This is a genomic window from Oliverpabstia sp., from assembly GCF_022785585.1.
GTDB classification, from domain to species: Bacteria; Bacillota; Clostridia; order Lachnospirales; family Lachnospiraceae; genus Oliverpabstia; species Oliverpabstia intestinalis.
The window spans coordinates 1-14279 of record NZ_JALFPR010000096.1; the positions used below are offsets into that span (position 1 = coordinate 1).

Consider the following 14279-nt stretch of genomic DNA (forward strand, 5'->3'; position numbering starts at 1 on the left):
GATTTTTGCTATAAACATACAGCCAAAACAGGATAAAAAAGGAAATTACTGGATTTCATTTGAGAAGAATGGATGTTCTGTCAAGATGGAGACAGACAGTGAAGGAAATCTGTCCGGGGAAAGTCCGACAATCATCATTGCGCCATTGGATCTGACAACTGTGGAATGGGTTGAAGAGCCGGAAGAAGAGGAGGAAGAGGAAGAAGATACCTTTATGCTCGGTGGAAATACATATACCTATGATGTGACAGAGATTAGTATCAGCAACGTGCAGATTAATGATCTCAGTCCGTTGGAAAAATGTAAAAAACTGAGAAGCCTGATTCTGTATGATTGTGGCATTGAAGATATTACCCCACTTCAGGGATGCGAAAGTCTGGTAGAACTCTGCCTGGATTATAATCCGTTCTCTGATCTGAGTCCGTTATCCGGTCTTACGAATCTGCAGTATTTGCAGTTCCATGAATCAGGAGTAACGGATCTGAGTCCGATCTATGGACTGGATCTGAAACTGATGAATCCATGTTCTCCGGGAGTTACAAGAGATCAGGTAGAAGAGTATAAACGGCTGCATCCGGATTGTACCTGCTACTGGGATTATTATACAATTGAGTAAGTGAGGAAATAGTATGGGGAGAATGGCATATGAGTTTCAGGATACACAGCGAAAGCTGATGGAAAATGAAAAACTATATCGCCTGACAGCGAATGCGATTTTATGTACAGCTCTTTATCCGGAACATTTGTCCGTGACGAGGGTGATGGGGAGCTGCTACACCAATATCAGTGTGGCGGAAACAACAACACTGCGTGCTGCGGCAAGACTGTCGCAGCAGTATCCGAAGGTTGCAGTACTGAACTTTGCCAATGCAGTAACTCCGGGCGGGGGTGTTGCATACGGAGAGGATTCACAGGAGGCGAGCCTGTGCAGATGTAGCAATCTCTATCCGTGTCTGACAAAAAGTGAGAATTTTGTTCATTTTTATCAGTACAATGACGGACAGGCGCCATATTATAGCAGCCGGATCATATATTCGGAAAATATTGCCGTGATCAAAAAAGAAAACGGGAGACCGCTGGAGCGGTATTTCCAGGTGGATGTGATCACCTGCGCGGCGCCGAATGTACGGGATGAGAGAGCAGGATTAAAGAAAAAGAAGCTGCAGAAATTGTTGGAAGAGCGTATCCGGAATATTTTGATGGCAGCGGAGCTTCATGGTGTACAGGCACTGGTGCTTGGTGCTTTTGGGTGTGGTTCGTTTGGCAATGAGCCGGAGATGGTTGCGGAGATCTTTCAAAAACTGCTGGTGCAGGGAGAATTTGCCTATTCCTTCAGAGAAGTGGTATTTGCGATCGCTGTGAAAAATGCGAGAGATCAGAGAAATCTGCAGTCTTTTCGGGAACAGTTCGGCAGTCAGGCGGATACGCCCTTATGGGGGAAAAAAGTGTCTGTGTACGGAGATTCGATCAGTACCTATATGGGATATCATCCGGAACCGTGCAAAGTGTATTACGACAGAGAACGTGCAGGAAAGGCAGGGATTTTCTCTGCAGATGCCACCTGGTGGGCGATTGTTCTGAAACATTTTGGCGCACAGCTTTTGATGAACAATTCCTGGAGCGGATGTAAAGTCTATGGGGATGACATAGCTGCCGGAAGCAGTGAATGGAGAACAAGAAATCTGCATCGAGACAGCGAACTGCCGGATATTATTCTGATTTATATGGGAATGAATGATTACGGCTACGGAATCTATCCGATGGATTTTCAGATAGCATACGAACGGATGCTGTGGACTATGAAGGGGCGTTATCCAAAGGCACAGTTGTATTGTGCAACGATTGGATGTGGAGTCTTAAATGGTCAGAACATGTTTCCGGAATATCTGAATGGAAATGCCTTTGAGGATTATAATCAGGCGATCCGCACTGCCGCACAGAAATACAGATGTCATCTGGTGGATCTGGCGGCAATGGGAGTCGCATATGATTCCGTGGACGGAATCCACCCAAATGCCATGGGAATGCAGCAGCTGGCAGAAGGATGGATCCGGGGAATCGAAGAAGAAAAGAAAAAGACAACACACAGGAAAAAGAAACGCAGCTGGACACAGTGGCTGATTCCGGTGCTGCTGGGAATAGAAGCGGTTATTGTAATGGTGCTGATTGTGTTGATTTTAAAAGTGTTTATTCTCTGACCGGATGTGTTCAGTACCTTCCCGGTCACAGACCAAAATGTTACTGTTCACTCCGTGCCCAGCAACACGCTGCGCGATGCACAGAATTTATGCTAATCGCATAAATTCGCGCGATATGTCTCGGGTTTTCTGTGACCTTCGCTCACAAAAAACACCTCGCGAGATATTACCAGTGAACAGTAACACCAAAATGCATTGCACATAAAAAATATTGCTTTTGTAATTGACATTTCCATAGAAAAGAGGTATCTTTGAGAAAGATAATAAAACTATTTTATTAAGTTTCAAAAACTCATATATGGAGGGCATTTCACATGGAAGGTAAGATGAAAGTAGCAGTGATGAACGGTATCGGCAAGATGGGATTTACGGAGCGTGACATTCCGACGCCGAAGGATGATGAAGTTCTGGTAAAGCTGGATTATGTGGGAATCTGTGGATCGGATCTGCATTATTACGAGAGCGGAGCCATCGGCGATTATGTGGTAGAACCGCCGTTTGTTCTCGGTCATGAGCCGGGTGGTGTTGTCGTGGAAGTGGGAAAAGATGTCAAACATCTGAAAGTCGGCGACAAAGTAGCTCTGGAGCCGGGAAAGACCTGCGGACACTGCGAATTCTGCAAACAGGGCAAATACAATCTCTGTCCGGATGTCGTATTTTTCGCAACGCCGCCGGTAGACGGTGTCTTTCAGGAGTATGTTGCGCATGAGGCGGATCTCTGCTTCAAACTCCCGGAAAATGTAAGCACACTGGAGGGCGCGCTGATCGAACCTCTGGCTGTCGGTTTCCATGCAGCGATCCAGGGAGATGCTCATCTGGGACAGAAAGCAGTGGTGATGGGCGCCGGATGTATCGGTCTGGTTTCCATGATGGCGCTGAAAGCCCGCGGCGTATCGGAAGTTTATGTGGTAGATATCATGGAAAAACGTCTGGAAAAAGCCCTGGAACTGGGTGCAACCGGAGTGATCAACGGAGCAAAAGAGGATGTGATCGCAAAAGCACAGGAACTGACCGGTGGTGCCGGTATGGACCTGATCATCGAGACCGCCGGTACAGAGATCACCACCAGACAGGCGATCCATATGGCGAAGAAGGGTTCCACGATCGTTCTGGTCGGCTACAGCAAGAGCGGTGAGATGACCCTGCCGATGAGTCTGGTTCTCGACAAAGAACTGACTTTCAAAACGGTTTTCCGTTACCGCCATATCTATCCGATCGCAATCGATGCGGTAGCTTCCGGAAAAGTAAACGTAAAAGGAATCGTTACTAATATTTACGATCTGGATGATGTACAGCGGGCGATGGATGAGAGTGTGCATAATAAGGCAGACATTGTAAAAGGTGTGATTAAGATTCATCCGTAAGAGTTGAAAGAATCGTAAAAAGCAAAAAGTATACAGGTGTCAGGCATTTCTACGCAAGAACTTTGTAAGAGTGCCTGGCACTTTTAAAATAAAAAGTCGGAATTGACCTATAAATCAGCCGAAATCCTATCTGGAAAATCTCTTGTTTTTTGAGTAAAATAAAAGTAGTGGGCGGCGATTGCGCCGCAGGAAAATAGTTACTGGTCACAGAGTGAACAGTAACGAAAATAACAGGCATGGCGGTCCGCCGGAGAGTGCGGCGGGATGGCCGGAAAAGAGGTTTGAGATGAAAAAATGGACAAGAGTCATGTATCAGCCAAATCTTCCCCTGGAAGCAGGCAGATATGTAACAGCAAGCAAAGAACATATTGCATTATCCCTGGAGGCAGCGACAGAGGGTATGGTGCTTTTGAAAAATGAGAACAATATCCTGCCGTTAAAGAACGGTTCCAGGATCACACTGTTCGGACGCGGAAGTTTTGACTATGTCAAAGGTGGCGGCGGAAGCGGCGATGTAACCGTATCTTATGTACATAATCTGTATGATGGTTTCAAAACCCTGGAAGATAAGGTGCAGGTATACGAACCGGTAGCAGATTTTTATAAGAAAAATGTAGAAGAACAGTATGCAATCGGAAGAGCACCGGGTATGACCGAAGAACCGGAACTGCCACAGGAACTTCTGGATGGCGCAAGAGCATTCGGGGATACTGCGCTTGTTGTACTGAGTCGTTTTTCCGGAGAAGGATGGGATCGTTCCAGTGTGGAATACAATGGCGAGTTCAACCCGTGGCCGGACGAGACCAGCATGCCGAAACTGTCTGCGCAATTGTATCCGGATGGAGATTTTTACCTGACAGCGGGTGAGAAAAAACTGCTGGCGCAGGTAGAAAAAGTATATGATAAGATTGTAGTTGTCCTGAACATCGGTGGTGTGATCGATCTGTCCTGGATCAAGAGAGATGATAAGATCAGTGCTGCTTTATACGGTGGACAGGGTGGTATGGAAGGCGGAACCGCAATGGCTCAGGTGTTGTGTGGTCAGGTCAATCCATCCGGTAAACTGGCAGATACCTTTGCTGCAAGACTGGAAGATTATCCGTCCACGGAAAACTTCCATGAGTCTGTAGAATATGTGGATTACACCGAAGATATTTACGTTGGTTACCGTTATTTTGAGACGATTCCGGGCGCAGCTGAAAAAGTGGTTTATCCGTTCGGTTACGGTCTGTCCTACACAACCTTCGAGGTGGAGACACAGAAAGCATGGGAAGAGGCAGACTCTATCAACGTACAGGTGAAAGTAACCAATACCGGAGATATGGCCGGTAAAGAGGTCGTACAGCTGTATTACAGTGCACCACAGGGACTGTTAAAGAAACCGGCGAAAGAATTGGGTGCATTTAAGAAAACCCGCCTTCTGCAGCCAGGAGAGAGTCATACGATGGTACTGACCGTCACAAAAGAAGCAATGGCATCCTACGATGATCTTGGAAAAGTAGCAAAATCTGCTTATGTTCTGGAAAAAGGCGCATATGCTTTTTATATTGGAACCTCCGTAAGAAATAATGAAAAAACAGCTTATGAATATCTGGTAGCAGAAGATACCGTGGTAAAACAGCTGGAAGCAAAGCTGACACCGTCAGGTCTGTCTAAGAGAATGCTTTCCGACGGAACCTACGAGGAACTGCCTCAGACTGAAGGAAATGATCCCAATGCCTGTGCATTTGAAAAAATGGTTCCGGGAACTGATGAGGGCATCCTGCCGGAAGTACGCTTCCGCGAGCAGCGTCTTGTACTCTACATAGTAAAAAAAGGCGTAAAACCGTTTATCGAAGTAGCAGAAGGAAAGATCACTCTGGACGAGTTCATGAGCCAGCTTTCCGACGATGATCTGATCGAACTGCTTGGAGGTCAGCCAAATACCGGCGTGGCCAATACCTTTGGTTTCGGTAACCTGCCGGATTACGGTGTACCGAACATTATGACAGCCGACGGACCTGCAGGTCTTCGTATCGCACCGGAATGTGGCGTGTGTACAACTGCATGGCCATGCGCAACTCTTCTTGCCTACACCTGGAACCCGAATCTGGTAGAAAAGGTAGGTGCAGCCGGAGCAGAAGAAGTGAAAGAAAATAATATCGCCGTATGGCTGACACCCGCTGTCAACATTCACAGAAATCCTTTGTGCGGAAGAAACTTCGAGTATTATTCCGAAGATCCGCTGCTTGCAGGTAAGATGGCAGCAGGTATGGTACGTGGTATCCAGTCTCAGCATATCGGCGCATCCGTAAAACATTTTGCCGCCAATAACAAAGAGACAAACAGAAAGCACAGCGATTCCCGTGTATCCGAACGAGCCCTTCGTGAGATTTATCTGAAACAGTTTGAAATTATCGTAAAAGAATCCGATCCGTGGACGATCATGAGCTCCTACAACGTGATCAACGGTCACAGAGCTTCGGAAAATAAAGAACTTCTGGAAGACATCCTTCGCGGAGAATGGGGATTCCAGGGCATGGTTACCACAGACTGGTGGACCCGTGGTGAGCATTACAAAGAGATCAAAGCCGGCAATGATGTCAAGATGGCAACCGGTTATCCGGAACGTGTGAAGAAGGCTATAGAACTTGGTGAACTTACCCGTGCTGATCTGGAACACTGTGCAAGACGTGTACTGGAACTGATCCTGAAAATCGACTAAATATAACTAACAGTTACGATTAATCAAAAAATATGCATAAAAAGTGAGAAAAAAAGCAAACAGAAAAAGAATCTACTTTCTGTTTGCTTTTTTTTGCAAAAATATAAAAGGCCGTACTGGATTACTGGAAAAAAACAGGGTATAGTAATAAGAAAACAGAGCGTGTAAGAGGAGTAACAAACGATGAACAGAAAGATAGAAAATCCTTTCCTCTATGTAGAAGTCAGTGACCGCGGAGCAGAACTGATGCGGATTATGAGAAAGGATACCGGTGCGGAGATTCTCTGGAATGGGGATCCGGCTTTCTGGAGCTACCGGTCTCCGATTCTTTTTCCGAATGTGGGAAGTACCTGGCAGAAAAAAATGAAGATCAACGGAAAGGAATATCAGACCCGTCAGCATGGATTTGCCAGAGAAAAAGAATTCACCTGTGTGGAAGAAAGTACTGAAAAACTTCGCTACCGGTTAATGTCTGACGAAGAGACAAGAAAGTACTATCCATTTGATTTTGTATTATGGATCACCTATGAATTGAGAGAAAAAGAGATTCTCGTCAGCTGGGAAGTGGAAAACCGATCCGGGGAAGTCATGAGTTTTACGATTGGCGGACATCCGGGCTTCCGTTTTGAAAAAGAAGGAGAACAGAAAGAAGATTACGAACTATATTTTCCGGAAAATACAGAGTTTACCGCTACCGCAGTCGATCTGGTCAACGGTACCGGAAAACCGGATCAGAAATACCGGGTGAAACTGACAGATCATACGCTGGTGTTAAGTGACCAGCTGTTTGATGTGGACACACTGGTAGTTGACGATGCACAGATCCGGGAAGTATGGCTCAGAAGAAAAGCCACCGGGCAGCTTTATGCGGGAGTCCGTTGTATCGATGAATTTTGCAGTTTTGGAATCTGGTCCCTTCCGAAAGGACCGTATGTTTGTCTGGAACCCTGGGCGGGAAGATGTGATGATGAAGGGTTTTGCGAAGATATTTCCCAAAAGCCGGGAATTAACCGGGCGAAGCCGGGAGAATGCTGGAAAAAGCAGTATGCGATTCTGATCGGATAGAACAGAGTATCTTAAGAGGTGTATTTACAACAGGGAAAAGAGTGTCAGATGTAAGAATCCGGCACTTTTCTGTTATCTGCAGAAGAAAAATAACAGAGGATAAATTTTATAATTATAGAAATTACAGGGAGGTTTTTGTATGGGAAGAGCAATTTATGTGAGCAGTGTAAACGGAGATGATGCAAACAGCGGGTATGCACCGGAGAAAGCATTCCGCAGTCTGAGAAAGGTAAACCAGATGGAGATCCGGCCGGGCGATCAGATCCTTCTGGAGCGGGGATCAATATTTATCGGAGAGTACCTGCACCTGTATGCAGGTGGAACAAAGGAGGCTCCGGTTGTTGTAGATGCGTACGGGGAGGGTGGTCTTCCACGGATCGAGACGGACGGAAACGGGATCTGGTATCAGAACTATGGCGGACATCTGGACAATGTAGTACATACCTGGAAAGGCTATCTGTCCTCAGCGGTTCTTTTATACGATGCAGAATACATTTCCATCCGGAATCTGGAAATTACAAACAACCCATGCGTCAAAAATGAACGCCTGAACCAGGCAGACCGTATGAACCGCACCGGCGTATCCGTGATTGCGAAGAATCACGGGACGCTCCATGAGATCGAACTCGATCATCTGTATATCCATGATGTAGAGGGAAATATCTACGACAAACATCTGAACAATGGCGGCATCTACATGTCAGTCTCCCGTCCGGATGACGAAGAAAAGACCGGAATTGCCCGTTATGACGGTATTCATATCCACCACTGTAAAGTTGAGAACTGCCGCAGATGGGGAATTGCCGCAGGCTACACGTACCAGCATGACAAATTTACCACACTGGAACTGCCCGATGAAGTGGTGAAAACCTACGGCTCCACCAATGTTGTGATCGAACACAACTTTGTCAAAGATATCGGCGGAGACGGCATCACACCGATGTACTGCTTTGAACCGCTGATCCAGTACAATGTGTCCGAAAATATCGCTGTGGACATCCACCCGGATCTGTACAACGAAGAAGGAAACCGTGGCGGTATGACCGCAGCCGCCATCTGGCCATGGAAATGCAAAACAGCGTTGTTCCAGTACAACGAAGTCTACAACACTGTCTATAATCAGGATGGTCAGGCGTGGGATGCCGACTCCGGTGACGGAACGATCTACCAGTACAACTACAGCTGCAACAATGGCGGTGGCTGTGTGATGTTTTGTGAGGGCGAGAGCGTCAACAACATCTTCCGCTACAACATCAGTCAGAATGACGGAACAGGCATCCTGACCCCGGTACGAAACGTGGACGCGAAAATCTATGGCAATATCTTCTATATAAAAGAAGGCGTGGACTTTATCCGTCATCGGATCTGGGGCGATACAATGATCGAAGGCGGCGGAATCGAAGTCACCGACAACATTATCATCTACGCCGGAAACGCCCCCAAAGAAGAGTCCTGGACCTATAACAGCCCCAAGGCATATTATCAGAGTAATACATATGTAAACTATCAGAATACCCCGGAAGGTGATCCGGCTCCAATCTGCCTCTCCGCTGCCACCGATATCCTGACAGCTCCGGGCATCGCCCCGGAGACCACCAACGGCAGCAGCCGCATGTACAAAGGCAGTCAGGACTTTGCCGGCTACCGCCAGAAAAAAGACGGCACAGACCTTCTGAAACTGTAAACTTCAGGAACAAAAGAACAAGAAGAAAGGACACAAAATTTTCACAAAAAAATTAGCACTCCCCCTTGACGAGTGCTAAATTAGGTGTTATAGTACAGATAGAACAAAGGAAGAGAAATAAAGAAGTTCAACTACCGGATGTTCTACACGAATAATCAATTAAGCAATCACTCCGCCACCGGGCGGAACAAATAGAAGGGAGAAATGACTTATGTTAATGCCTAGTATTTTTGGTGAGAATTTTATGGATGATTTCTTTGGAGTTCCGGAGAGAACTTATACACAGAGTGCACAGAACGCCCTGATGAAAACCGATGTAGTAGAAAACAAAGACGGATTTGACGTATCCATTGACTTGCCGGGATTCAAAAAAGAAGATGTGAAGGGAGAAGTCAAAGACGGCTACCTGATCATTACCGCATCGACCAAACAGAACAAAGAAGAGAAAAACAAAGACGGCAAGTACATCCGCAAAGAAAGATACAGTGGAACCTGTCAGAGAAGCTTTTATGTAGGAGAAGATATCACCCAGGAAGACATCAAAGCAAAATTTGAAGATGGTGTCCTGAAACTGGAGATTCCGAAAAAAGAAGCAAAACCGGAAGTAAAAGAAGCAAAATACATCTCTATTGCATAAAAGAGCAGGGAGATGAAAATTGAGACAAAACACGTATTACGAGTTTTATCCATTCATGCGGCAGGCGCGGACCGGGCGCCTGCCGGATAAATAAACTGTGCGCTCATTACTGTGAAATCGAGTGAACAGAAAAAGGAAAATAACAGGGTTTTAAAACCCGTTCACTATAGAGATTACCACAGAGGGACAGGACAAACTTTATATCCGGAGTCTCTCTTTTTTATATATACAGGCAGCAAGCCAACTGTACAGGATGTAACAAGTTCCCAAAGGAGGTGGAACAAGTGGAAAATAAAAGAGATTACTATGAAGTGCTTGGCGTAAGTAAAGAGGCAGACAGTTCGGCAATTAAAAAAGCCTACCGAAAACTGGCGAAAAAATATCATCCGGACACCAACGCCGGTAATGCAGAGGCAGAAAAACGATTCAAAGAAATCTCGGAAGCCTATGCAGTACTGGGAGATGAGGAAAAGAAAAAATTATACGATGAATTCGGACATATCGCCTTCGAGCCGGGCTTCAATGCGGATGCCGCGAGAGCACAGAAACAATATGGATATGAAAACTTCGGCAGCGATAACAGCCAGAATGGTTATCGGGAGTACCATTTTAACGGATCAGGTGGAGATGACATCTTCGGAGATCTGTTTGGAAATATGTTTCGCCGGGGAGCAAAAGGCGGGAATTTCCATAGCGAAGGATTTCATAACGACAGCGGATTCTATCAGCAGTTCCATCAGAGAGAAAATGATGGATTCTATGGTAAACATGGATTTCATGAAACTTATTCCGGAAAAGGGGAGAATCTGGAAGCAGAGATTTCACTTACCTTTGATGAGGCTGTATTTGGCTGCGACAAGATGATCACATTGCAGGAAGCAGGAGGCAACCGCACTTTGAAAGTGCATATTCCTGCGGGAATCGATACCGGACAGAGCGTTCGACTGCGTGGAAAAGGCCATCCGGGAATCGGAGGCGGTGAACCTGGCGATCTGTTGCTGAAAGCAAAGGTTGGAAGAAAACCGGGATACGAACGAAAAGGCGTCGATGTCTACACCACGGTCAGTATCCCATACACAACCGCCGCTCTCGGCGGAGAAACCAGAGTATCCACATTATACGGGGATGTTAGTTGTAAAATCAAAGAAGGGACTCAGTCGGGCAGCAAGATCCGGCTGCGTGGAAAAGGAATTGTATCCATGAAAAATCCGAACGTCCACGGCGACCAGTACGTCACCGTTCAGATCCAGGTGCCCCGTCACCTGAATCAGCAGGCACGCCGGAAACTGATGGAATACAAACAGGCTTGCGGATAAAAAAAGCAGACAGGAATAACTTTGAACAGTTGTTACTGTCTGCTTTTTGTGTACATTGCATACAAAAATGAATCTAATGAAGCAATTTTGAATTGCGTGAACAATACGTCAAAAACCATAAGATCTGGTTTACAAAACTTTGCTTCTGAGCTATTCTATAGAAAGAAAAGTAAGATTCCGAGAGTACATTAAGATGATCAGGAGGAAACAACATGGTAGGTCCGGAAGGAACAAAACGAATATCCAAAATAGATACATACCTGAATGTAGCCGAAGCATTTGCCTATCGAAGCACCTGCATCAAACGAAAATACGGTGCGGTGATCGTAAAAGATGATGTGGTAATTTCAACCGGCTATAATGGGTCCCCGCGTGGCTACGACAATTGCTGCGATATCGGCGAGTGTCCGAGAATCAAACTGGGTATGCATCAGGGAGAGGGGTACGGTCTTTGCCGTGCGATTCATGCTGAGCAGAATGCATTGCTGAACTGTTCTCGCGAACAGACCATCGGTGCCGACCTCTACCTTGCCGGCATCAATCCCGGTGATAATTCTGTTCACCGCGCAAAACCCTGCCCCATCTGCTCCCGCCTTATCATCCAGGCCGGAATCAAAAACGTCTACCTCCGCGTAGGTGCCAAAGCCGGTGAGTACGAAGTGGTTCCGGCCCAAGATCTGGTGTGGCATCTGTAAAACAAAAATGATAACCGGAAAATAAAGACAGAAAAAGCCGCAAGGAAACAGTCCTGGCCAGTAAAGTTCAATGCCCCGGAAGCCCGCGCACCGAGGAGGGATCGCGGGCTTCCGGGGCTCACAACATCCCCAACAAACCTTACTGCGGAATCCTTGCCTTATAATAAAGCGGCGACAGTCCAAAATACTTCTTAAACAACTTACTGAAATGATAAGCATCCTCATATCCTACAGCCATCGCCACAGCCTGAATCGACTGCTCCGGGTTCTCATCCAGCAGTTCCCGGGCCTTTTGCATCCGCAGGCTGATCAGATAATTGATCGGCGTATCCCCTGTCTCACTTTTGAAAATCTTCGAAATATAAAAAGAACTCAGATACATATTTGCCGCAATCTGATCGAGCGAAATCTTCTCTTTATAATGTGTCTCCATATAATGCATAATCTGCTGAACTACATACTTCTTATTTACCGACTTGAACTCATACCGCGGTGCATACTGACGCTTTACATCTTCCTCAAGTTCCTGCTTCTGATATCGGCAGAGCAGACAGATCACCTGAATCAGATAGGACTTCAGCATAAAATACCGCCCCGGCTGGCAGGTCTTCGACTCCTGTTCCATCAGGTTACACAGCCGAAACAACGGTTCTTTATAACTGTCCGGCAATGTTGCCAGCAGCTGATAATTTTTAAAAAGAGGAAAATGCCCTCTGGTACATCCGGCAAATTCCACATTTGAAAAAGCCAGATAAAATTCCCGGGCAGAAGTTCCGGCTGCAGGAAGGCTCTGGTGATATGTTCCGGGATTCAGCAAAATCACGGACCCTTCTTCCACATCATACAACTTCTCATCTATACGAAATGTTGTTTTTCCTTTCAGTATAAGCACAAATTCAATAAAATCATGACAATGATAATTCATCTCAGGCTCTGTTCGAAGCAGATTACAGCAGAACAGAAAGCGGGGATTGAGATCATTGTAAGTAAGATCATACACCGATGGTTCCATAAAAATCCCCCTGTCATAAATATAATTTCAACACATATTTGATAAGTTAAGTATACAACATAAACCATCCGATGCACAAGAAAGTACATTCCACTTTTTCGACTGTACTTTATAATAAAACTATCGTAACTGTGAGGATACTGAACAGTTACAGTCATATAAAAATTGGCAGCCGGCGGTAAAAGATGCCACATGGTATGCAAAAAAAGAAAGGATGAAAAAAGAAAATGACAAAAAGTATGACATCAGGAAAACCGGTAAAACTAATCCTTTTATTTGCGCTTCCGCTGATTGTGGGTAATATTTTTCAACAGTTCTACAGTATGGCGGATACCGTAATTGTAGGACGTACTATAGGGGTTAATGCCCTGGCGGCTGTCGGATGTACAGGAAGTGTATCTTTCTTTATTCTCGGATTTGTTATGGGATTTACCTCGGGTTTGTCGATTCTCATTGCCCAGCGTTTCGGTGCGGAGGATGAGGAAGGAATCCGTTGCAGCTTTGCTGCCGGTATCATTCTAAGTATTGCACTCACAATTGTGATGACATTATTTGCAGTGGCACTGGTTCGTCCTGCCATGGAACTTTTGCAGACACCGGAGGAAATCCTTGACGATGCGGTTTCTTATATCCGGATTATATTCTGGGGAATCGGAGCAAGTGTATTATTTAATCTGGGATCAAATACGATGCGTGCATTGGGCGACAGTCGGACACCACTGTATTTTCTGATTTTTGCCTGCTGTGTCAATATTGTACTGGACATTGTACTGATTGCCGTAGTCGGTATGGGAGTTGCAGGGGCAGGTGTGGCAACTATATTTTCTCAGCTCCTGTCAGGAATCTGCTGCTTTGTATATATATGGAAGAAAATGCCGGTACTTCGGATTAACCGCCACCACTTTCATCTGGCGCGAAAACAACTGGGTGATCATCTGCGAATTGCTCTTCCAATGGCGTTTCAGATGTCCATCATTGCGATCGGTGCCCTGATTCTGCAGTTTGCTCTGAACGGTCTGGGCGCGGTATCCGTAGCAGCTTATACGGCGGCACAGAAGATTGATTGCATTGCAACCATGCCACTGAATTCTCTTGGACAGGCAATGACTACATATACTGCTCAGAATTATGGTGCCGGCCAGTATGAGAGAATAAAAAAAGGAGTGTTCCAGTGTATTCTGATTTCTCTGACCGTCAGTGTTTTGATGGGACTTATGAATATTTTTGCCGGAAGTAATCTGTCCGCTGTGTTTGTGGGAAGTGGTGAACGGGATGTCATTGCCTTATCCAAAACATATCTGGTCATCAGCGGATCTTGTTACTGGGTGTTGGGACTGTTATTTATCTATCGTTTTACCCTGCAGGGACTTGGTAACGGATGGGTGCCTACAGTGGCAGGAATTATGGAACTGGTCATGCGTGCAACGGCAGCTGTTTTGCTGGTAGAGCATTTTGGATTTGCCGGTGCAAGTTCCGCAAGCCCGCTGGCATGGATCGGGGCATGCATTCCGCTGGGAATTGCATATTATCTTACAATCCGGCAAATGGTTCCCAAACAGCCGCAGACTACTCCTGTAAAAGCCATGTGAGCCTGAAAGTCAGCG

The 14279-nt window shown here is 45.9% G+C and carries 11 protein-coding genes; 10 read left to right on the plus strand and 1 reads right to left on the minus strand.

Going from position 1 to position 14279, the window contains the following annotated elements:
- From MSA64_RS06695 to MSA64_RS06735, 9 genes are all read left to right on the plus strand, one after another.
- Positions 1 to 616, plus strand: a 616-nt coding sequence (locus tag MSA64_RS06695; RefSeq protein ID WP_330639072.1) for a leucine-rich repeat domain-containing protein, incomplete at its 5' end; no start/stop codon positions are given.
- Between the two features lie 13 nt (positions 617 to 629).
- Positions 630 to 2198, plus strand: a complete 1569-nt coding sequence (locus MSA64_RS06700; protein WP_277663412.1) for a TIGR02452 family protein — start codon at positions 630 to 632, stop codon at positions 2196 to 2198.
- A gap of 314 nt (positions 2199 to 2512) precedes the next feature.
- Positions 2513 to 3562, plus strand: coding sequence for an NAD(P)-dependent alcohol dehydrogenase (locus tag MSA64_RS06705; RefSeq protein ID WP_118316275.1), 1050 nt, complete (start codon positions 2513 to 2515; stop codon positions 3560 to 3562).
- 286 nt (positions 3563 to 3848) lie between these two features.
- Positions 3849 to 6266: a glycoside hydrolase family 3 protein gene (locus MSA64_RS06710; protein WP_287891079.1), complete on the plus strand. Its 2418-nt coding sequence runs from the start codon at positions 3849 to 3851 to the stop codon at positions 6264 to 6266.
- Positions 6267 to 6449: 183 nt separating this feature from the next.
- Complete coding sequence (locus tag MSA64_RS06715; RefSeq protein ID WP_154431565.1) at positions 6450 to 7331, plus strand: aldose 1-epimerase family protein; 882 nt, start codon at positions 6450 to 6452, stop codon at positions 7329 to 7331.
- A 139-nt stretch (positions 7332 to 7470) separates the two neighbouring features.
- Positions 7471 to 9015: a polyhydroxyalkanoate depolymerase gene (locus tag MSA64_RS06720; protein ID WP_287891082.1), complete on the plus strand. Its 1545-nt coding sequence runs from the start codon at positions 7471 to 7473 to the stop codon at positions 9013 to 9015.
- A 211-nt stretch (positions 9016 to 9226) separates the two neighbouring features.
- On the plus strand, positions 9227 to 9652 hold the full coding sequence (locus tag MSA64_RS06725) for an Hsp20/alpha crystallin family protein (RefSeq protein ID WP_022171908.1): 426 nt from the start codon (positions 9227 to 9229) through the stop codon (positions 9650 to 9652).
- 284 nt (positions 9653 to 9936) lie between these two features.
- Entirely contained in the window at positions 9937 to 10968 is a 1032-nt protein-coding gene (locus MSA64_RS06730; protein ID WP_022171907.1) for a DnaJ C-terminal domain-containing protein, read from the plus strand.
- Between the two features lie 212 nt (positions 10969 to 11180).
- Entirely contained in the window at positions 11181 to 11663 is a 483-nt protein-coding gene (locus tag MSA64_RS06735) for a deoxycytidylate deaminase (protein ID WP_277663410.1), read from the plus strand.
- 139 nt (positions 11664 to 11802) lie between these two features.
- Here MSA64_RS06735 and MSA64_RS06740 read toward each other — a convergent pair whose 3' ends face one another.
- On the minus strand, positions 11803 to 12675 hold the full coding sequence (locus MSA64_RS06740; RefSeq protein ID WP_173884859.1) for a helix-turn-helix domain-containing protein: 873 nt from the start codon (positions 12673 to 12675) through the stop codon (positions 11803 to 11805).
- A 227-nt stretch (positions 12676 to 12902) separates the two neighbouring features.
- On the opposite strand from MSA64_RS06740, the gene MSA64_RS06745 reads away from it, so the two are divergent.
- The gene (locus MSA64_RS06745) at positions 12903 to 14264 is read left to right on the plus strand and encodes an MATE family efflux transporter (protein ID WP_287891085.1); all 1362 of its coding nucleotides are present in this window, start codon (positions 12903 to 12905) and stop codon (positions 14262 to 14264) included.
- The last annotated feature ends 15 nt before the right edge of the window (positions 14265 to 14279 follow it).

Excerpts from the sequence above, each read along its gene's own strand:
- MSA64_RS06700 (WP_277663412.1), top strand. The coding sequence starts at position 630 with ATGGGGAGAATGGCATATGAGTTTCAGGATACACAGCGAAAGCTGATG.
- MSA64_RS06705 (WP_118316275.1), top strand. The coding sequence starts at position 2,513 with ATGGAAGGTAAGATGAAAGTAGCAGTGATGAACGGTATCGGCAAGATG.
- MSA64_RS06710 (WP_287891079.1), top strand. The coding sequence starts at position 3,849 with ATGAAAAAATGGACAAGAGTCATGTATCAGCCAAATCTTCCCCTGGAA.
- MSA64_RS06715 (WP_154431565.1), top strand. The coding sequence starts at position 6,450 with ATGAACAGAAAGATAGAAAATCCTTTCCTCTATGTAGAAGTCAGTGAC.
- MSA64_RS06720 (WP_287891082.1), top strand. The coding sequence starts at position 7,471 with ATGGGAAGAGCAATTTATGTGAGCAGTGTAAACGGAGATGATGCAAAC.
- MSA64_RS06725 (WP_022171908.1), top strand. The coding sequence starts at position 9,227 with ATGTTAATGCCTAGTATTTTTGGTGAGAATTTTATGGATGATTTCTTT.
- MSA64_RS06735 (WP_277663410.1), top strand. The coding sequence starts at position 11,181 with ATGGTAGGTCCGGAAGGAACAAAACGAATATCCAAAATAGATACATAC.
- MSA64_RS06740 (WP_173884859.1), bottom strand. The coding sequence starts at position 12,675 with ATGGAACCATCGGTGTATGATCTTACTTACAATGATCTCAATCCCCGC.
- MSA64_RS06745 (WP_287891085.1), top strand. The coding sequence starts at position 12,903 with ATGACAAAAAGTATGACATCAGGAAAACCGGTAAAACTAATCCTTTTA.